We start from the raw sequence: 17,735 nt of genomic DNA on the forward strand, positions 1-17,735 counted from the left end.
GCAAAAAACGGTCTCAAGGCCAGGCAAGGCCGGTCAGTAAAACCAGCAAGCTGCAAAAAAAAACAGAATATAACGCGGGGTGGAGCAGCCCGGTAGCTCGTCAGGCTCATAACCTGAAGGCCGCAGGTTCAAATCCTGCCCCCGCAACCAAAACACCTGATGAATACAAATAAAAGCCCCGGACGCAACAGCGCCGGGGCTTTTGTCGTTCTGGAGCCGTGCGCTCCTATCGCCAAATCGGCACCCTTGCTGCCGTGCGACAGGTTCGAGCCATTTGCTCAATTAGCCCAATTTTCCAGAGGTCGTGGGCGCTCATAAAATGGGGACAAGATGGGTCTTGTTTAGCCTTCTCTTGCCATAATTTATTCGGTAGAAAATTTTGTGAAAAAAATAATATATGAATGATATTTGTATATTAATGTATTTATTGATTATTTTTTACTATTATATGGATATTACTTTGATTCAGATAGTTTGCGCCATCTGGGGGCAGAAATACAACGATAATTATGTTAACAAAATTTATCGCCAAATCACCTGTAAAACAACGGAGGAATTCCGGTTTATTTGTTTAAGCGATCGGCAAGACAGGAAATTCGACGCAGGAATAGAGATTGCTTCGTTCTCTACGCTCGGTACGTCTTTCGAAATGCTTCGGGTGGGTTGTCGAGCGAAACTCTCGATTTTCGACTGTATCAAGTTGGATCCAGACAAGGTTACCATTTTCTTTGATTTGGACACAATGATTATTGGTGACGTTGCCTTGATTGCACAGCAAGTCAGAAAAAGGCCGGGCATTTATATGCTGCCGAATCATCTTGTTCCGCACTGGCGTTGTAAAACATTGGTAAGTTGGCTGTTCCCAAAAATGTACTATTTTGCCAACTCATCCGTTATTGGGTTCTATCCGAAACAGATGGGTTTCATAGCGGAGCAATTTCGGGAGGAATTCTCCTGTTCCGCTGAACGAAATAATGGCGGTAGTTCGGCTCAAGCGAAACATTTTGGCGGTGACGACCGCTACATTAGTTACGCTGCCAGGAAGCATGTAAGGGTGCTCAGCAATCGTCTGGCTGTCAAGTATACGGACGAATATATGAGCTTGTCGGCTACGCTAAGTGCTTTAAAAAGCAAGTTGCCCTGGGTCAGAAAACGGCGAGCGAATCTTGTCGCCGTGACGTATCAAGGAGACGTGTGCAAACCTGAAAACCTGGTGCGATTTCGCGCCGGCAGCTTAGTGCGTTACAAGCATTACAGATGCTGGTGGGCGGATGAGGGGCGGTCAGAATATTGGAGCTTCTTGGAGAACTCCTAATGCCTCCAGCTTTGTCGCTGGCGCGTTGGGGCGTATTCATCTGGTGCTTTCATCTCGAACCAGCACCGCCCGGCGTCCTCAACAATGCTCTGAGCTAGATATTCGAGATATCCAGGGGCTGTCTATTCCTAATTAAAAGAGCTTCTATCGGCCGTGTTGGTGGAGCGATGTTCTCGTGCGGCAGATAGAGGCCCGTTGCCACTCCTTGCCCTTCCTTATCCGGGGCCGTCGGTTTGCCGGTAAGAGGGTGTCTATGCGGCGTTTGCCTGGGCATCCGACAAGAAGGCATGGATTGCCGCCGCATCGCTTGACCCACGGATCTTGGACGCCACATTTGCGTCGCGCATGGCGCGGGCAATGCGCGAAAGGGCCTTGAGATGATCGGCCCCAGCGCCTTCCGGCGCGAGCAAGAGAAATACGAGATCAACCGGCTGTTCGTCGATGGCTTCGAAATCCACCGGCGTCTCCAGTCGCGCGAAGACACCTATGATCCTGTTGACCCCCGGAAGCTTTCCGTGCGGAATGGCGATACCATTCCCGACGCCGGTCGAGCCGAGGCGTTCGCGTTGAAGGATAACCTCGAATATCTGGCGTTCCGGTACACCAGAGATCTCGGCTGCCTTCTCGGAAATTACTTGCAGAAGCTGCTTTTTCGAATTGACCTTGAGCGCCGGCAAGATGGCCGATTCTGTAATCAGATCACTCAGATACATGTCATTGCGCCCTTCAATCCGTCCGGCATTTCACAGCCGTTTCAAGGCTGATTATCGTACCCATAAACGAAAGCGGCCGCTATTTCGAGCCGCTTTCGTCTCTTGTCGCCCGATCCACAACACATCTTGCACTGCCTAGATCAAATCACCGCTACAAGTAAAGGTGATGCAGGTCGGCTCCGCAAGAAAATCAATAGCCGAACACGATGCCGTCATTGGGGTTCCGAGACCTTGTTCAGTTGGGTTTCTTTGCGGCGTTTGAAGGATCGATCCAGCCAATATTCCCGTCATTGCGCCGATAGACGATGTTTATAGCGCCGGTGCCGGCGTTGTTGAAGACGAGAACAGCCCCTCCTTGCAGATCGAGCTCGATGACGGCTTGCGCCACACTCAGGGTCCGCAGCGCCAGAGTCTGTTCCGCGACGACGGTCGGAGCATAATCATCAGGTATTTCTTCGTCGTCTTCGTCAAAGCCGGACATAACGGTGTAGGAAATGTCAACAGCATCCTGACCATTCCCGTTTCCTTGATGGGACTTCAGGCGACGCTTGTAACGCCTCAAGCGCTTCTCGAACCGCTCAGCTGCATCATCGAATGCCGCGGTGGGTTCCTGAGCCTGGCCGGAAGTCTGCAGCGCGACACCTGAATCCAGGTGCACGAGACAGTCGGCCGTGAAACGAGTGCCAGTTTTCGCCACTGTTACTTGTCCGGAGAAACCGCCGTCGAAATATTTGTCGATCGCTTCTCCAATTCGTCCTTCGATGCGTTCACGGAAGGCGGCGCCAATATCCATGTGCTTGCCAGAAACACGCAGGTTCATAATCGACCTTTCCTATTGCCAACATCTTCAAAAGCCACGTCTCCGCTCCGCCGATTTTGCTTCACGAAGGTGACTGCCAAACCATAATCCGCCTGTTTGGGCTTGGTTGCCAGCGATTTTTTTGCCCCGCCTTGCGCGGCGGAGCTTATTTGGCTCAGGAAGTCGGACTTTGCTGCTTCATCCGTTTAGCGTGCGGTTTAGTCGCTTTTCGCGTCTGCGCTGTACGGAGGAGGGAATGTCCATGGCTTCGCGGTATTTGGCGACCGTTCTGCGGGCGATGTCGACCCCTTCCTTTTTAAGAGCGTCGACCAACATATCGTCGGACAGAATGTGGTCCGGGCTTTCCTGGTCTATCAGTCGTCGAATTTGATCGCGGACGGATTGAGCCGCGTGCGCATCTGCCCCGTCTGTGCCGTTGACGGCTCCGGTAAAAAAGTACCGGAGCTCAAAAAGTCCCCGCGGAGTCATCATGTATTTGTTGGAGGTTACGCGAGAGACAGTCGATTCATGCATGCCAATGGCTTCCGCAACGACTTTAAGGTTGAGTGGACGCAAGCCACTAACGCCCAGGTCGAAAAAGCGCTGCTGTTGCCGCACAATCTCGGTGGCGACGGCCAGGATCGTGCGCATTCGTTGATCCAGACTTCTGGACAACCAGCTGCCGTTCTGCAGGCAGTCGGCGACAAATTGTTTCTCCACGCTGTTCATGTTGCGCGAAACGCGTCGGGCATAGGATCGATCGAGCAGGACGCGCGGAAGGGCGGAGTCTTCGATTTCCACGCGCCAGTCGCCTTCTTGTGAGCGTGAGACGATCACGTCAGGGATCACCGGGATCGCATTATCCTGTGAGAAGGCGTGGCCGGGTCTGGGTGACAAACTTCGGATTATCTTTACCATATCGGCCAGCTGCGCGGAGCCGACGCCGCAAAGCCTTGCTATCTTGCCATAGTCCCGCTGTGCGAGAAGGTCCAGGCGTGCCAGAAGTAGCTGGAAGGCAGGTGTCAGGCGGCGCGCAGCAAGAAGTTGCAAGGACAGGCATTCCCTAAGATCGCTGGCAAAGATACCTGCGGGGTCAAATCCTTTGCATGTCGCCCATACGCGGTCGACTTCATCAGCAGCAAAGCCCATTTCAGTGCAGAATGCCTTTTTGTCGAAGCGTAGATATCCATCATCATCGAGATTGTCGGCAAGAGCGAAGGCGATCGCCAATCGGCGCTTGTCGGGGAAAGTAAGCGCAATTTGTTCACGGACATGCTGGCGAAGACTCCTGCTTTCGGGAACCTGCGTGAAATCGAACCCCTCCCCAGATCCGGACGCTGCCTGTCGAAAATTCACGTCACGGGAGCTGTCAAGCTTGACCTCGAGAAACGGGTTCTTCTCCGCTTCTCCCGAAAGAAACTGCTCTAGCTCCTGTCGGGTCATCTGCAATAACCGGATGGACTGAAGCAATTGCGGCGTCAAGGACAGGCTCTGAGCCTGCTTCAGCTGCAATCTCGTATTCAGAGCCATGATTTTCAGCCTGCGGGTGGCACACGTGAATCAGCCGCTCGGCTGTAGACGAACGGCATTGCGGGTATTCCTTCTCGCGGAAATATTCAGCGATTAGCGGATGGTTTATCAAACTGGCCCATTCCTTGCTTGTCAAGGAAATCATTTATCCATCAGCTATCCGAAAAGCCAAACGGTGCTTCCGTACGACGATAATCGTCGGAGAGGATCTGTCGTCCTATGGGTGGCTCGGCGCGCGCCACGCAATCCGTACGTTGGCAGAGGCGACAAGCTATGCCGATAGGTGTTGCTGGTGACTGATTTGCGGCGTGATAGATTAGGCGTTCGGCATGGCGTGCCTCGCAGACGAGTGCGATCGCGCGCTCTATGCGGGGCGATCCAAACGCACCTCCCTCTGAGTTGACGGTTCGCGCGACGGAAAAGAAGCGCTGACCGTCAGGCAGCTCCAGCCATTGTGTCACTACGCGCATGGGCGATGTGAAAACCTGATGCACCGTCCAGAGCGGGCAGCCGCCTCCATGACGTGCGAATGGGAAATTGGCGCTGTTCAGTCGTTTGGAAACATTCCCAGCCACATCCACACGCAAGAAAAAGAATGGGATCCTTTCCTGGCCGGGCTTCTGTAGTGTCGTCAATCGATGGGCGGTCTGTTCGAAGCTCGTATCGAATTGTCGTGACAGAGCTTCAATGTCGTATTTTTTCTGATCAACCGCTTTCACGAACGGCGTGTACGGCATGAGAATAGCCGCTGCGCAATAGGCGCCTAGCGCGCGGTGCGCTAGGCGCCTCGCATTTTCCGATCCAAAGCGCGCCTCTTCGACGATCGAGACGATTTCACGCTCGAATTCGAGATATGACAGTTGCTGGGCGAGCTGGAAGTTAGTGCTGGAGTGGTCGAGCCTGTCATCGAGCAAGATTTCATGTCGGTGCCGATCAAATCGGCGGCGCATGCCATGCATGATGTTTGACGGCAATCGACGGATACGTATGCCATGTTGCTCCTGGAGATAAGCGCGCATACTGCCTATCTCCGCCATTTTGACGACCAGCCGCTCGGCAACTGTGTCGAGAACAGGAAAACAGTTCAGCCGTGCGGAGAGAAAATTGCGTACTGCTGCGACCGGGTCGTGATCATCATCGCCTGCACTGCCGCCTTGGCGGCTGCGATGGTCGGCCAAAGCGAGTTGTTCCTCGCGATACGCCGTGTAAAGCCTTAGCAAAGCCTCACTCAGGCCAGGGGAGTTGCCAACGCTATCCGTTATCTCCAGAGGGAGGAAATCTATGTCGCCGAAGATCGGATCCTTCATGATGCTTTGGAGGCGCGCGATCTGTTCTGACATCGTGTCTTGGGCAAATTCTGCCATATCCAGACGATAGGTCCTGGCGAGGCGCAGCAAGACCTCCGCAGTCACGGGACGCTGATTGCGCTCCATTAAAGCAATATAGGAGGAGGAAATCTGAAGATCCTCCGCCATGTCAGCTTGGGTCAGTCCGAGGTCGCGTCTTAGACGTCGCAACCGGGGTCCCATATAAACACCCTGCTTTTCCACGTCCTTACAACTTTACATTCTATCGTTGTAAAGTTTTACAGATGGACACGGATCGCCCTCCAAGTCAATTCGCAGCGCTGCTAGCCTCCTCTGAAGCAGGAACCGGAGGAAACCATGGCCTATCAAGAACGCATAAATTCAGCACAGGAAATAATTGCAGGCCGGGACAACTGGACAGGGATCGACAGCGAAGCCGTAGCCCGTATGCAATTGCAGAATCGGTTTCGCACCGGCCTGGATATTGCGCGCTACACGGCCGCAATCATGCGTCGTGACATGCGAGCCTATGATGGGGACTCGTCTCTTTACACGCAATCGCTCGGCTGCTGGCATGGCTTTATCGGCCAGCAGAAGATGATCGCCATCAAGAAGCACTTTGGGTCGACCGACCGGCGTTATTTGTATCTGTCGGGTTGGATGGTCGCTGCTTTGCGTTCGCAGTTCGGTCCGCTGCCGGATCAGTCAATGCATGAAAAGACCAGCGTCCCCGCCCTGATCGAAGAGCTTTACACGTTCCTGCGCCAGACGGATGCACGCGAACTTGGTTTGTTGTTTCGGGAAGTTGACAGGGCGCGAGAAGCAGGTGACTCGGTTCGAGAGCGGCAACTTTTGCAGACAGTTGATAAATTTCAGACCCATGTCGTGCCTATTATTGCCGACATCGACGCAGGCTTCGGTAATGCTGAGGCGACCTATCTGCTGGCAAAGAAAATGATCGAGGCAGGAGCGTGCGCCCTCCAGATCGAGAATCAGGTTTCTGATGAGAAGCAGTGCGGACACCAGGATGGCAAGGTCACTGTACCGCACGACGAGTTCATCGCGAAGATTCGCGCGATTCGTTACGCGTTTCTAGAGCTGGGGGTCGAAGAGGGTATTATAGTGGCGCGGACGGATTCGCTCGGTGCGGGTCTTACCAAGCAGATCGCCTATAGCGAAAAATCGGGCGATATTGGCGATCTGTACAATTCCTACCTCGAGTGCGAGGAGGTTTCCGAGGGCACTATCCGCCATAACGACGTGTTGGTTCGGCGCGATGGTAAAATTCTTCGTCCGAAACGTTTGCGCTCTAATCTTTTCCAGTTTCGCGAGGGAACGGGCGCTGATCGCTGTGTGCTGGACTGTATCAATGCGCTGAATAATGGCGCCGACCTGCTTTGGATAGAGACGGAGAAGCCTCATATCGAACAGATTGCCAGCATGGTCGATCGTATCCGGGAGAAAATTCCCAATGCGAAGCTGGTTTATAATAATTCTCCGTCCTTTAACTGGACGCTGAATTTCCGTCAGCAGGTGTTCGATGAGTGGGGGAAGAGCGGGCGAGACATGACAGTCTATGACCGCAGCAAGCTCATGAGCGCCGATTACGATGATACGGAGTTAGGTCGTGAAGCTGACGAACGTATCCGTACCTTCCAGCAGGATGCAGCGAAGCGGGCAGGAATCTTCCATCACCTGATCACCTTGCCAACCTATCACACGGCTGCCCTGTCCACCGACAATCTGGCGAAAGAGTATTTCGGCGAAGCGGGCATGCTTGGCTATGTTGCAGGCGTTCAACGCAAGGAAATCCGCGAAGGGATCGCGTGTGTCAAGCACCAGAACATGGCTGGTTCGGACATTGGCGACGATCACAAGGAGTATTTTGCAGGCGAAGCCGCGCTCAAAGCGGGAGGTGCTCATAACACGATGAATCAGTTTGCCGCTTGAAACGACAATGAACAATGCATCCGATAGGAGGATACGATGTATACCGAAACGCAAACGAATGAAATGCCACAACCAAGCCGGTCGCGCGCAGTCTTTTCTCAAGAAGATTCCGAACTGATCCGCACCGCGATTGCGCACTATCTTCAGGATATTCGCGACACTCCGGAAGCAACCAAATATTCCCATCTCTACCACCGTTTGGGGCGCTTGGCCTGAGGCAGGGCATGGAAATTCCAAGGCTCGTCGAATGATCTTCGACGGGCCTTGGTCTATTCGTCCGAAAGGATCAGAGACTAAAGCTTTCGCCGAGGTAGAGGCGGCGGACATCCGGGTTCTGGACGATCTCATCCGGCAAGCCGTGTGTCAGTACCTGGCCAGCGTGAATAATATAGGCACGGTCAATCAGACCAAGCGTCTCGCGGACATTGTGATCGGTGATCAGGACACCAATGCCGCGCGCCGTCAGATGGCGCACAAGCTGCTGAATATCTGCAACTGCAATTGGGTCGATGCCTGCGAATGGTTCATCGAGCAGCATGTAGTTCGGTCGGCTGGCAAGCGCACGGGCAATTTCGAGACGGCGGCGTTCGCCACCCGACAAAGCGATTGCCGGCGACTTGCGCAGGTGCACTATGTGGAATTCTTCCAGCAATGCGTCGAGCTGCTTCGTGCGCTCCTTCGAGCTTTTCTCGACGACTTCAAGGACTGCCTTGATATTGTCTTCAACGGTCAAGCCGCGAAAGATGGAGGCCTCTTGTGGAAGATAGCCGATGCCCAGGCGCGCGCGTCGATACATTGGCATGTTCGTGACATCGAAGCCATCGACTTCGATTACGCCTTGATCGACGGGAACAAGTCCGGTCACCATGTAGAAACACGTAGTCTTGCCGGCGCCATTCGGACCAAGCAAGCCCACAGCTTCGCCGGCGCGCACACCGAGCGAAACGCCGCTCACGACCTGGCGATTCTTGTAGCTCTTCGTCAACCCGCGGGCGATCAACGTGCCCTTGAGCTGACTTTTGTCAAGAATGAGGTTCGGCGCAGCGATGTTGGCAGGGGGCCTTTTATCAGGCACGTCCTCCGACTTCACAGCCGCACGTCTTTTGGAAAGAAGCGTTTTGATCACTGATTCTGGCTGCCCGGTTGAAGAAGCATACGTACGCGGCCCGAACCGCTCTGCTGCGACTTGCACCCTTCCAGGTCGGCTTTGCCGGAGTTCATCTGGATCGTGAGCTTGCAGCCAGTCAGAACATTGTCGCCCTCTGAGAGAACAACCTTTTCGCCCGTCATTATGAGCACCTCGGTTGCCATGTCGAATGTAGCCCTGTCACCCGTGGCAACACGGTTCTCCGATTTCACGTAGACCTTCTGTTCGACTTCCAGCCGTTCTATATTACCGCCCTGAGACGAGGTGCTGGCGTCAGCGCCTTCCGTCCGGTAATGCACTACCATGCGACCCGCGCGCATGACCGTTGGTCCCTGCGTCGCCTGGACATTGCCGGAGAACACGGCCACACGTTCTGCATCACGTACTTCGAGCCGATCGCTTTCGATTTCGATGGGCTGGTCGCCTGACAGGTTGAGGTCGGCAAGCCCTGAACGGGATTGCTGGGCATACGCCATAGTTCCGGTGCTCAGGATCAAGAGAAGGCCGAACAGAGCGGCAGAGTGCTTATTCCAAAACAGTGTCTTTTGCATCTACCATCGTCCCCTGGGCCGGCTCATCCTGTCGATTTGTCTTTTGTTGATTGGCCGATTTTGAATCAATACGCAACCGTACGCTATTTTCGAAGAGGATGATCTTGCCGTTTTCGCTTATTTGCATGGAGTTTGCCGTTAGGTTTGCTCCCTCCATGGAGATCGCGACGGGGCTGCTGGTGCTAAGAGCACCGCCGCGAATATCAATAGAAGCATCCTGCAATTCGGCACGCTTTCCATCGCTTGTCTCGACAATGATGGGCGAGGGAACGGTAAGAGAATTCTCAGTCCGGTTGAAGATGCCTTTTGCCGCTGTAATTCGGGCAGAAACGTCTGCGTCCATCGGAATGCGCGCATTAACATCTTCCAGCGTAATAATGTCGAGTGCTGCCGGATCTTGAATTGCTCTGGCTGCCGTCAGAAGATAGGGCAGATTTTCCTGCGTGAAACCATTGAGCGTCGGATTAGCCATTACAAGCTTTCCATCCGACGTTGCGCTGTCGACAACATTGACCGTCTGGGGTGCGTCTGGCGTCACGGCATAAGTATAGGCCAGGAAGGTGCCGCCCAGGAGGACGGCGAGCGCCGGCAGAATGATCTTGAGGCGTTGAACGCGGCGCGAATGACTTTGCGCCTTCGCGAAATCGCGATTGCGTTCAATGACGATCCCGTCGCCAGTCATTTGTTTCTTTGTTCCAGCCAAACGTGCCAGGTCCTCATCGGTGGAAAGGCGGCTTCACATAGGGCAGACGATTTGCGACGCCCGGAATATCCTAGTATGCAGCCTGCTCTTTCGGCTTTTGAAATAGATCGGTCTGTCGGCCTGATCCTGGCGAGAATCCATGCGCTTTAAGAAAGGCCGTACGGTGCCCGGTATATGGTGCTTTGATGTCCTTTGCGAAAGAAGGCAACGAAATTTTCGTAACAGTCCGACTTGAAAGGGAATATATACCTGTTTTTCCCTTGTCGCTTCTACTGATCGTAAAAGTCATGTAGGAAAACGCTCGATGAAAAGATATGGGTCTGGAAGGGTCGAAGCGCGATGGCATTTCAAGTCGAGGAGATGATTGATCGCAGCCGCCTGCGGCGCAAGCTGAGCTTCTGGCGGATCATCACTCTATTTGTCATTGCATTTATGGGTGTTTTCGTTGCGTCGTCCTTTGGCTTGTTCAAAGACGCCGGGACTGCTCTCCCTCACATCGCGAAGATACGTATCGAAGGCACAATCCTTGAAGATGAGGATTTGATTGAGCGACTAGGAAAGATCGCCAAATCAGATACCGTCAAAGGCCTGATAGTCGTTATCGATTCTCCCGGTGGCACAACTGTCGGAGGTGAAGCAATTTTCGGCGAATTGCGTACCGTCGCCGAGAGGAAACCGGTTGTAGCACAACTCGGAACGCTCGCAGCCTCTGCTGGGTATATGATCGCTAGCGCGGCTGATCACATCGTCTCGCGCGAGACCTCGATTGTCGGTTCGATCGGCGTATTGGCTCAGTTTCCAGACGTTTCAGAGTTGATGGCAAAATTGGGCATTCGCTGGGAAGCCATAAAATCTTCACCACTTAAGGCTGAACCTAACCCCTTTACGCCAACGACCGATGACGAGCGAGCGATGATGCGGGCCATGATCATGGACAGCTACGACTGGTTCGTTGACCTTGTCGCGTCACGCCGGCCATTGACGCGTGAAGAAGTGCTTCCTCTTGCAAACGGTGCCGTCTTTACCGGTCGCCAGGCGCTCACCAACAAGCTTGTCGATCAACTCGGTGGAGAGCGGGAAGCGATTGCGTGGCTGCACTCCAAAGGGGTTGATGAAACCCTTCAAGTCATAGAGTGGAAGCCGAAGGAGAGTAGTCTACCGCTATCATTGGCGCCTTTTGCGCAAGCCAGCCTCAATCCGCAGGCTCTTGGAGCGATTTTGAAGCAAATGGGTCTTGATCGCTTCGTCCTTGACGGCATGGTATCGGTCTGGCACCCTGACGCTTCTTTCGGGGGAAAGAGTGTCCGTTAGCTTTTTTCAAGCGCATATTTCCGCATTCAGGATGCAACGTTCATGATCAAGTCGGAGCTGGTCCATATCATCGCCGAGCGCAATCCGCATCTCGCGACGCGCGACGTCGAGGCCATCGTTAATGCTGTTTTGAATGAAATTTCCGATGCGTTGGCAGACGGAAATCGCGTGGAGCTTCGGGGCTTTGGCGCCTTTTCCGTCAAGAATCGTCCTGCCAGAACGGGCCGGAACCCTCGGACGGGTGATGCCGTTGAGGTCGATGAGAAATGGGTTCCGTTTTTCAAGACCGGCAAGGAACTGCGCGAGCGCCTGAATATGGACGACGAATAGGCCGTCAATATTTCTGAAAGGACATGGGTATGATCAATCGGCTGGTGGTCGTTCTCATCATCGTACCGATGGCGGCGCTTCTGATCGCGTTTTCCGTTGCGAATCGCGCGCCGACCTTGCTCACCTTCGATCCTTTCAATCCCGGCAATCCAGCATTAAGCATCCAATTGCCGCTGTTCCTGCTTCTTTTCGTGGCCTTCGCGCTCGGCCTGCTGGCTGGCAGCATGATTACTTGGTCGCGGCAGAGTCGATATCGCAAGCTTGCACGGGAGCGCGACCGCGAAGCGCAGTCTCTTCGTCATGCCGCTAAGGCGCAAGGCCAACAGAGTGTTCCAGCGCTTCGCCCCTGATAGCCTTCACTCGAAAGCGTTTAGCTTTTTTAGAAGTGGCGGAAGTTCGATGAAGGTGCGCACGACGTAATCTGCGCCGTTCTTCGCCAATGTATCGTAATGCTCCGCACCACAGTGACCTCCTCCAGCAAAACCGATAACCGTCATTCCTGCCGCTTTCGCGCCACGCATGCCGTTGATGCTATCTTCGATGACCACGCATCGTGATGGCTCTGCGCCTAACGTATGAGCCGCATGCAGGAAGAGATCAGGCGCGGGTTTTCCGTGCTGGACCATTTGTGCGGAGAAGACCGCCTCGCCGAACAGTGGAGCAAGACCAGTATGAGCGAGCTTCCAATGCAGGCGCTCTGTGCCGCTGTTGGATGCTACGCAAACTTTCTTTTTGATCTGCGAGATCACGTCGTTCGCATTGGCCATGGCAGTCAGTTTGGTCTCGATCATAGCCGCTACGACTTGATGAAGGCCTTCAAAGAACATCGGATCGGCCGGTTTCCCGGTGCAATCGAAGATGAGTTTCTCGATGCGCTTTTGCCATTCCGGGTAAGAAAGGCCCATATAAGTCGCGACATAGAGGCTGCGCTCGATCGTCACTCCGATTGTTCGGAGTTGCGCCAGCTCGCAAGCGAGATAGATTTCCTCGCTGTTGACCAGAACGCCGTCGCAGTCAAAAATTACGAGATCCATCATTCACCCCCGGGATACCAATTTCGATGTCTGAGGGTTTGTCTGTTCGGCTTCGTGAAATCAAGCCAAGATGGAAAATGGACAAAAAAAGCGTTTGGTTGCCACCATGAGGCAAGCTGTGGCAAAAGCCGCCTTGAAACAAGTTTACTGAAAGAGCAGAAGTGGCGAAGGATCGCAAACGCAATGGCGCTGGGCGCAAGGATCAAGGAACGCCGCGCGTTGCCAGACCGGCATCTGTGCCGCGTGAATATGCCGTGCGCGTCAAGGGCGCGAGGACGAAGCTCGACCGCCCTGCCCAGAAGGTTTCCACAAGCGTAGTTCATCCGAACGAAGGTGGGTCATCAGAAGCAGCGGCCAAGCGGGAACTTTTACCTCCGCGCTCCGACGCGCCTTTGCCCGAAGAGCGTCTTCCAGTCATTCTGGAAGTTATGCCGGAAGAAAATTATGCATTGCTCGACAGCGGCAATGGGCGCAAGCTCGAGCAGTACGGCCACATTCGCATCATGCGTCCGGAAGGCCAGGCATTGTGGCAACCGGCTCTTAATGACACAGAGTGGGAGAAGGCCGACGCTATCTTTACGGGCGATACGGATGAAGAAGGCATGGGCCGCTGGCGCTTCCCGCATGAGCCGCTCGGCGAAACTTGGCCGATGAAGCATGATGAAATCGATTATCTCGGTCGCTTCACTTCGTTTCGGCATGTCGGCGTTTTTCCGGAACAGGCACCGCACTGGCGCTTCATGTCCGAGCAGATCAGAGATCGTCTGAAAGGTCGTAAGGGTTCAGAGGTTCGCGTTCTCAATCTCTTCGGCTATACAGGCGTTGCGTCGCTCGTTGCCGCACAGGCGGGTGCCCACGTCACCCATGTGGACGCCTCGAAGCGCGCGATCGGCTGGGCGCGTGAGAATCAGGAAATGGCGGGCCTTGCTGATAAGCCTATCCGTTGGATTTGCGAAGACGCCATGAAATTTCTCGAGCGCGAGGTTCGTCGTGGCAACAGCTACGACATTCTGCTGCTGGACCCACCGGCATATGGTCGAGGACCAAAGGGTGAAGTTTGGCAATTGTTCGAGGATTTGCCGGCGCTTTGTCATCTTGCGCGTCAACTGACCTCACCCGACGCGCTTTCCGTAGTGCTGACGGCTTATTCAATCCGGGCTTCTTTCTTCGCAATTCACGCGCTCCTGCGCGATTCTTTCGCGGGTATGGGTGGCCGCATCGAGTCTGGCGAGTTGGTTATCCGTGAGAAGTCAGCCGGTCGCGCGCTTTCCACCTCTCTCTTTTCCCGATGGATCAACGCATGAACGACCGTGAAAAAAGACTGCAAGGTCCGGGCCGCGTCAAGGAAGTTACCAGCCTGAGCAATCCGATTGTCAAGGATATCAAGGCGCTACAACTTAAAAAACATCGCGATGAGCAAAAAGCCTTCATGGCCGAAGGTCTAAAGCTCGTGATCGACGCCCTGGAACTGGGCTGGTCGATGACGACGTTGATCTTCGCGAAAAGCGCACGCGGTAATCCTTTGATCGAGAAAACAGCGGCGCGTGCCGTGGCTAGCGGCGCAGATGTGCTGGAAGTGTCGGAAAAGGTGCTGGGTGCAATTACAAGACGCGATAATCCGCAGATGGTCGTCGGTATTTTCAAGCAAACGATGCTACCCCTCGACAAGCTGAAACCTGCGGGGACGGACGTCTACATCGCGCTCGATCGTGTGCGTGATCCAGGCAACCTCGGAACGGTCATTCGCACGGCCGATGCTGTAGGGGCAAAGGGGGTCATACTGGTTGGCGATACGGTTGATCCGTTTTCGCTGGAAACCGTGCGTGCAACAATGGGCTCCATTTTTGCCGTGCCGCTTCTGAAATCGTCTGCCGGCGAATTTCTCTTCTGGCGCGAAAAGATTAATGCCCTCGTGGTGGGAACACATCTTCGGGGATCGGTTGATTATCGCTCGGTCGATTATTCCGGGAGACCTGTCATTCTCCTTATGGGTAATGAGCAGCAAGGGCTGCCCGATCCGCTTGCTAATGGCTGTGAAAAGCTGGTTCGCATTCCGCAGGAGGGGCGCGCGGATTCGCTTAACCTTGCGGTCGCTACGGGCGTAATGCTCTATGAGATTCGTCGCTCGGTCTTGCCGGACGGAGGCTACCATGCCTGAGGCAAAGACTGGCATACGCGCCTGGTTATGGCTGCTTTTTACGGTAGTTGCGACCGTTGCCGTGGACCAATGGCTCAAAATGCTGGTTACCATGCACATGGAACTCTACCAGCAAATCGATCTCCTTCCCTTTTTTGCACTTTATCGCACGTTCAACACGGGCGTAGCTTTCTCCATGCTCTCTTTCATCGATGATCGTGGCTTGGTGCTTCTTTCGCTCGTGGTGATCGCCTTCGTCCTTTATCTGTTCTACAAGTCCGATCCGAGGCAGAAGATTGCCCGTCTTGGTTTTGCGCTCGTTGTCGGCGGAGCCGTCGGTAATGTGATTGACCGCGCTCTACTCGGCCACGTCGTCGATTATTTCCTCTTCCATACGCCAGGATGGTCCTTTGCCGTGTTCAATCTGGCCGATGCGTTCATCAGTGTAGGCGCAGCATTGATCGTTCTTGACGAATTGCTTCAATTGCGCCGAAACAAAAAAGCAGATCGATAAAATTTTAGTGCTCTCGAATATCGTTACATAAGGGCTTTCTGTCATTGTAGCGCTTATGGCAGCAAGAACCCAACGACAGAACGGCCTCATCCGGTCTCTCTTCAGCTCTATTGGAAGATCTGGTCCAGGTGCTGATGCGGAACGAGGCCCTCCTTCCCTTCCACTCCGCTCTCTTTCTGCGGAGCTGGTCTATCTGCGATCCCTGATGCCGTCGCAAGAGGCGGCCGTGCTGTGCTTTGTGGCCGGCGCGGTTTTGCTCGCCATGTCCTTCGCATTTATCTTTGCAGGATTAAGCGGCCCCGCCTTCGCGCTGTCGTTAGCGCCCTCCGCTCTTCTCTTGTACCTGGGTTATTCTCTGAGAGACAAGGCGAACGCTTCCGCGTCCGAACTTGCTCGCGTCAACTGTCTCATCGAAGCCGAGCGCCATAGATGGCGGTTGCGCCTCGATATGCAAGCTGAGGAACTGACACGGCTACGCGAACTGGTTGCCGCGACCGGAGACATGCTGATCCAGCGGGATGACAAGGGCAAGATCGTCATGACAAGCCCCGCGTTCGGAACGCTTCTGCACCGGGATAGTCTCCGCGGCCTCACGCTTGCGCAGCTTGGGATCGAGCTGCCACCGACAACGACGTCGATGAGCGCCACGGAGGGTGTGGATGAGACCCGTTTTGAAATTCCGATCTCCACCGTGCAGGGCGCGCGTTGGTTCGAATGGCACGAGCGCAGCAGTTTCGATTCTTTCGCACAAACGGTGGTTCATCGCGCCATTGCGCGCGATATAACGGATCGGCGTCGCAGCGATCTGGCACTTCTGTCTGCTCGGGAGCGTGCCGAATTAGCGAATGAGGCAAAGTCGCGCTTCCTCGCGACGGTAAGTCACGAAATTCGGACGCCGATGAACGGCATCATAGGCATGGCGAGCCTCCTTGCCGAAACACGACTTTCTGCAGAGCAGAGGACGTATGTGAACGCAGTTTCTACCTCCGGCGCCGCGCTTCTGGCGCTCATCGAAGATCTTTTGGATTTTTCACGGATCGAGTCGGGCAAGTTTCACGTCCAGGCACAGACCATGGCAATCGGCGAGGTCGTGGAGAGCGTAATCGAGCTGCTTGCCTCCAAGGCCCATCAAAAACATATTGGCCTGGGTTATTTCATAGCGCCAGATGTGCCTGCGGTCATCGAATCGGATCCGGGACGTCTCCGTCAGGTCCTGGTCAACCTCGTGAGCAACGCGCTTAAATTCACTGACGCAGGTGGCATCGCTGTCATTCTCTCATTTGATGATGACAAGCAGGAACTGAGCTTGCAAGTGCGCGACAGCGGTTATGGCATCGCGGCGGACGATCTCGATCGTATCTTCGACGAATTTAGCCAGGTAGACAATTCCTCAACTCGCAAACATGAAGGAGTGGGCTTGGGGCTGTCCATCTGTCGAGAGATCATGGAGGCGCTGGGCGGCTCTATCCTGGTGGAAAGTCGTTTGGGAGAAGGTAGCTGTTTTACTGCCCGACTCCCCGTCAAGGTGATCGAAAGTCCTGCGAAGCATGATTATGCGCAGCTATATGGCAGGAGAGTTCTAATTCTGCATCCGAGCCTCCTCGAGGGGCAGACCCTTGCTTCCGCTATCGAGGCACGGGGCGGTCACGTTCATGTTGCACAAACACCGGAGCAGGTCAGCCTCGACGCGGAAGGCATCTTTGACACTATTATCGCCGATTCCACCGTGGAGCATCTTCACGCCGACGTCATTACGTGGCTGAAGAAGGCTAACAGGCTGAGGATTGACGCACAAACGATCGTCATGATTACGCCGGATGAGCGCGCGCACTTGGGGGATCTCCGGCGTGCGGGCTATGGCTCGTTTCTCGTCCGGCCGGTCCGCAGCCAGACACTGGCACGTCTTCTTGCTCAGCCAGCACGCGAGCATGGTCCGTCACTGCCGGGCGATCAGCCGGCATTTTCCCAAGCAAGCCGCATGCTGCGTATCCTGCTAGCCGAGGACAACGACATTAACGCTCTTCTCGTAAAGGCCGCCTTGTCGAAAGCTGGGCATGAAATCGTCCATTGCCGCAATGGCAAGGAGGCTGTCGATATTCTGTCTGCTGACGGTCCAGGCGGCGTCTTTGATGCGATCCTCATGGATATGCATATGCCTGTTCTGGACGGTCCCGATACGGTAGCGAGAATACGCGGGCTGGAGAAAAAACAAGGTTTCTCGCCCGTACCCATTCTCATTCTGTCCGCTGACGGTCAGGAGGCAGCCAGGGAGAAGGTGACGGCTCTCGGAATTTCCGGTTATTTGCTGAAACCCATCAGTCCGCCGGATTTGCTGGCGCAGATCGATCGGCTCGCTGCCGGGTAAGGGGGCATGCTCCTGCCGTTAAGATAAAG

General features: G+C 54.5%; 18 protein-coding genes and 1 tRNA gene. 11 read left to right on the top strand and 8 right to left on the bottom strand.

The annotated features are described in order from the left end of the window. The first annotated feature begins 73 nt into the window (after positions 1-73). Both IE151_RS16300 and IE151_RS16305 read left to right on the top strand, forming a co-directional pair. Positions 74-150: transfer RNA gene (locus tag IE151_RS16300), tRNA-Met, on the top strand. A gap of 247 nt (positions 151-397) precedes the next feature. Then, entirely contained in the window at positions 398-1,315 is a 918-nt protein-coding gene (locus tag IE151_RS16305) for a hypothetical protein (protein ID WP_189492677.1), read from the top strand. A 251-nt stretch (positions 1,316-1,566) separates the two neighbouring features. Here the strand turns inward: IE151_RS16305 and ptsN are convergent, their stop codons facing one another. From ptsN to IE151_RS16325, 4 genes are all read right to left on the bottom strand, one after another. Further along, the gene (gene ptsN / locus IE151_RS16310) at positions 1,567-2,028 is read right to left on the bottom strand and encodes a PTS IIA-like nitrogen regulatory protein PtsN (RefSeq protein WP_189492679.1); all 462 of its coding nucleotides are present in this window, start codon (positions 2,026-2,028) and stop codon (positions 1,567-1,569) included. 235 nt (positions 2,029-2,263) lie between these two features. Next, the gene (gene hpf, locus IE151_RS16315) at positions 2,264-2,848 is read right to left on the bottom strand and encodes a ribosome hibernation-promoting factor, HPF/YfiA family (protein WP_189492682.1); all 585 of its coding nucleotides are present in this window, start codon (positions 2,846-2,848) and stop codon (positions 2,264-2,266) included. Positions 2,849-3,025: 177 nt separating this feature from the next. After that, positions 3,026-4,357: an RNA polymerase factor sigma-54 gene (gene rpoN, locus IE151_RS16320; protein ID WP_189492685.1), complete on the bottom strand. Its 1,332-nt coding sequence runs from the start codon at positions 4,355-4,357 to the stop codon at positions 3,026-3,028. A gap of 152 nt (positions 4,358-4,509) precedes the next feature. Then, positions 4,510-5,886 (bottom strand): helix-turn-helix domain-containing protein, encoded by a 1,377-nt coding sequence (locus IE151_RS16325; protein WP_189492688.1) that lies wholly within the window; start codon positions 5,884-5,886, stop codon positions 4,510-4,512. A gap of 135 nt (positions 5,887-6,021) precedes the next feature. On the opposite strand from IE151_RS16325, the gene IE151_RS16330 reads away from it, so the two are divergent. Together IE151_RS16330 and IE151_RS16335 are read left to right on the top strand one after the other, a co-directional pair. Continuing rightward, positions 6,022-7,614 (top strand): isocitrate lyase, encoded by a 1,593-nt coding sequence (locus IE151_RS16330; RefSeq protein ID WP_189492690.1) that lies wholly within the window; start codon positions 6,022-6,024, stop codon positions 7,612-7,614. Positions 7,615-7,650: 36 nt separating this feature from the next. Next, positions 7,651-7,830: a hypothetical protein gene (locus IE151_RS16335; protein ID WP_189492693.1), complete on the top strand. Its 180-nt coding sequence runs from the start codon at positions 7,651-7,653 to the stop codon at positions 7,828-7,830. 70 nt (positions 7,831-7,900) lie between these two features. Here IE151_RS16335 and lptB read toward each other — a convergent pair whose 3' ends face one another. From lptB to lptC, 3 genes are read right to left on the bottom strand one after another with little or no spacing between them, the layout of a single operon-like run. Further along, positions 7,901-8,689, bottom strand: coding sequence for an LPS export ABC transporter ATP-binding protein (lptB, locus tag IE151_RS16340; RefSeq protein WP_382344743.1), 789 nt, complete (start codon positions 8,687-8,689; stop codon positions 7,901-7,903). A 47-nt stretch (positions 8,690-8,736) separates the two neighbouring features. Continuing rightward, complete coding sequence (lptA, locus tag IE151_RS16345) at positions 8,737-9,312, bottom strand: lipopolysaccharide transport periplasmic protein LptA (protein WP_189492695.1); 576 nt, start codon at positions 9,310-9,312, stop codon at positions 8,737-8,739. Continuing rightward, positions 9,287-9,994, bottom strand: coding sequence for an LPS export ABC transporter periplasmic protein LptC (gene lptC / locus IE151_RS16350; protein ID WP_189492698.1), 708 nt, complete (start codon positions 9,992-9,994; stop codon positions 9,287-9,289). The genes lptA and lptC overlap by 26 nt, the downstream gene beginning before the upstream one ends. A gap of 360 nt (positions 9,995-10,354) precedes the next feature. On the opposite strand from lptC, the gene sppA reads away from it, so the two are divergent. The 3 genes from sppA to IE151_RS16365 are packed head-to-tail and all read left to right on the top strand — an operon-like array spanning position 10,355 to position 12,006. Beyond that, entirely contained in the window at positions 10,355-11,326 is a 972-nt protein-coding gene (gene sppA / locus IE151_RS16355) for a signal peptide peptidase SppA (RefSeq protein WP_189492702.1), read from the top strand. A gap of 24 nt (positions 11,327-11,350) precedes the next feature. Further along, positions 11,351-11,656, top strand: coding sequence for an integration host factor subunit beta (locus IE151_RS16360; RefSeq protein ID WP_280517249.1), 306 nt, complete (start codon positions 11,351-11,353; stop codon positions 11,654-11,656). Positions 11,657-11,679: 23 nt separating this feature from the next. After that, positions 11,680-12,006, top strand: a complete 327-nt coding sequence (locus tag IE151_RS16365) for a LapA family protein (RefSeq protein ID WP_308430539.1) — start codon at positions 11,680-11,682, stop codon at positions 12,004-12,006. Positions 12,007-12,012: 6 nt separating this feature from the next. On the opposite strand, the gene IE151_RS16370 is transcribed toward IE151_RS16365, so the two are convergent. Then, the gene (locus IE151_RS16370) at positions 12,013-12,693 is read right to left on the bottom strand and encodes an HAD family hydrolase (protein ID WP_189492708.1); all 681 of its coding nucleotides are present in this window, start codon (positions 12,691-12,693) and stop codon (positions 12,013-12,015) included. Between the two features lie 158 nt (positions 12,694-12,851). Between IE151_RS16370 and IE151_RS16375 the strand changes: the two genes are divergently transcribed. The 4 genes from IE151_RS16375 (at position 12,852) to IE151_RS16390 (ending at position 17,706) form a co-directional block, all read left to right on the top strand. Continuing rightward, positions 12,852-13,994, top strand: a complete 1,143-nt coding sequence (locus IE151_RS16375; RefSeq protein WP_189492710.1) for an RsmD family RNA methyltransferase — start codon at positions 12,852-12,854, stop codon at positions 13,992-13,994. Further along, entirely contained in the window at positions 13,991-14,848 is an 858-nt protein-coding gene (locus IE151_RS16380; RefSeq protein WP_189492712.1) for a TrmH family RNA methyltransferase, read from the top strand. The genes IE151_RS16375 and IE151_RS16380 overlap by 4 nt, the downstream gene beginning before the upstream one ends. Continuing rightward, entirely contained in the window at positions 14,841-15,341 is a 501-nt protein-coding gene (gene lspA / locus IE151_RS16385; RefSeq protein ID WP_189492715.1) for a signal peptidase II, read from the top strand. The genes IE151_RS16380 and lspA overlap by 8 nt, the downstream gene beginning before the upstream one ends. Positions 15,342-15,546: 205 nt before the next feature. Further along, positions 15,547-17,706 (top strand): PAS domain-containing hybrid sensor histidine kinase/response regulator, encoded by a 2,160-nt coding sequence (locus IE151_RS16390; RefSeq protein ID WP_189492718.1) that lies wholly within the window; start codon positions 15,547-15,549, stop codon positions 17,704-17,706. The last annotated feature ends 29 nt before the right edge of the window (positions 17,707-17,735 follow it).

Origin of the sequence: Limoniibacter endophyticus (assembly GCF_014652835.1) — a bacterium.
GTDB lineage: Bacteria > Pseudomonadota > Alphaproteobacteria > Rhizobiales > Rhizobiaceae > Limoniibacter > Limoniibacter endophyticus.

What these genes read in the sequence shown, in the direction of transcription:
- lptC (WP_189492698.1), bottom strand. Translation starts at nt 9,994, where the DNA reads ATGACTGGCGACGGGATCGTCATTGAACGCAATCGCGATTTCGCGAAG.
- IE151_RS16390 (WP_189492718.1), top strand. Translation starts at nt 15,547, where the DNA reads ATGCCGTCGCAAGAGGCGGCCGTGCTGTGCTTTGTGGCCGGCGCGGTT.
- sppA (WP_189492702.1), top strand. Translation starts at nt 10,355, where the DNA reads ATGGCATTTCAAGTCGAGGAGATGATTGATCGCAGCCGCCTGCGGCGC.
- rpoN (WP_189492685.1), bottom strand. Translation starts at nt 4,357, where the DNA reads ATGGCTCTGAATACGAGATTGCAGCTGAAGCAGGCTCAGAGCCTGTCC.
- ptsN (WP_189492679.1), bottom strand. Translation starts at nt 2,028, where the DNA reads ATGTATCTGAGTGATCTGATTACAGAATCGGCCATCTTGCCGGCGCTC.
- IE151_RS16335 (WP_189492693.1), top strand. Translation starts at nt 7,651, where the DNA reads ATGTATACCGAAACGCAAACGAATGAAATGCCACAACCAAGCCGGTCG.
- lspA (WP_189492715.1), top strand. Translation starts at nt 14,841, where the DNA reads ATGCCTGAGGCAAAGACTGGCATACGCGCCTGGTTATGGCTGCTTTTT.
- IE151_RS16305 (WP_189492677.1), top strand. Translation starts at nt 398, where the DNA reads ATGAATGATATTTGTATATTAATGTATTTATTGATTATTTTTTACTAT.
- IE151_RS16380 (WP_189492712.1), top strand. Translation starts at nt 13,991, where the DNA reads ATGAACGACCGTGAAAAAAGACTGCAAGGTCCGGGCCGCGTCAAGGAA.
- IE151_RS16370 (WP_189492708.1), bottom strand. Translation starts at nt 12,693, where the DNA reads ATGATGGATCTCGTAATTTTTGACTGCGACGGCGTTCTGGTCAACAGC.
- hpf (WP_189492682.1), bottom strand. Translation starts at nt 2,848, where the DNA reads ATGAACCTGCGTGTTTCTGGCAAGCACATGGATATTGGCGCCGCCTTC.
- IE151_RS16365 (WP_308430539.1), top strand. Translation starts at nt 11,680, where the DNA reads ATGGGTATGATCAATCGGCTGGTGGTCGTTCTCATCATCGTACCGATG.
- IE151_RS16325 (WP_189492688.1), bottom strand. Translation starts at nt 5,886, where the DNA reads ATGGGACCCCGGTTGCGACGTCTAAGACGCGACCTCGGACTGACCCAA.
- IE151_RS16330 (WP_189492690.1), top strand. Translation starts at nt 6,022, where the DNA reads ATGGCCTATCAAGAACGCATAAATTCAGCACAGGAAATAATTGCAGGC.
- lptA (WP_189492695.1), bottom strand. Translation starts at nt 9,312, where the DNA reads ATGCAAAAGACACTGTTTTGGAATAAGCACTCTGCCGCTCTGTTCGGC.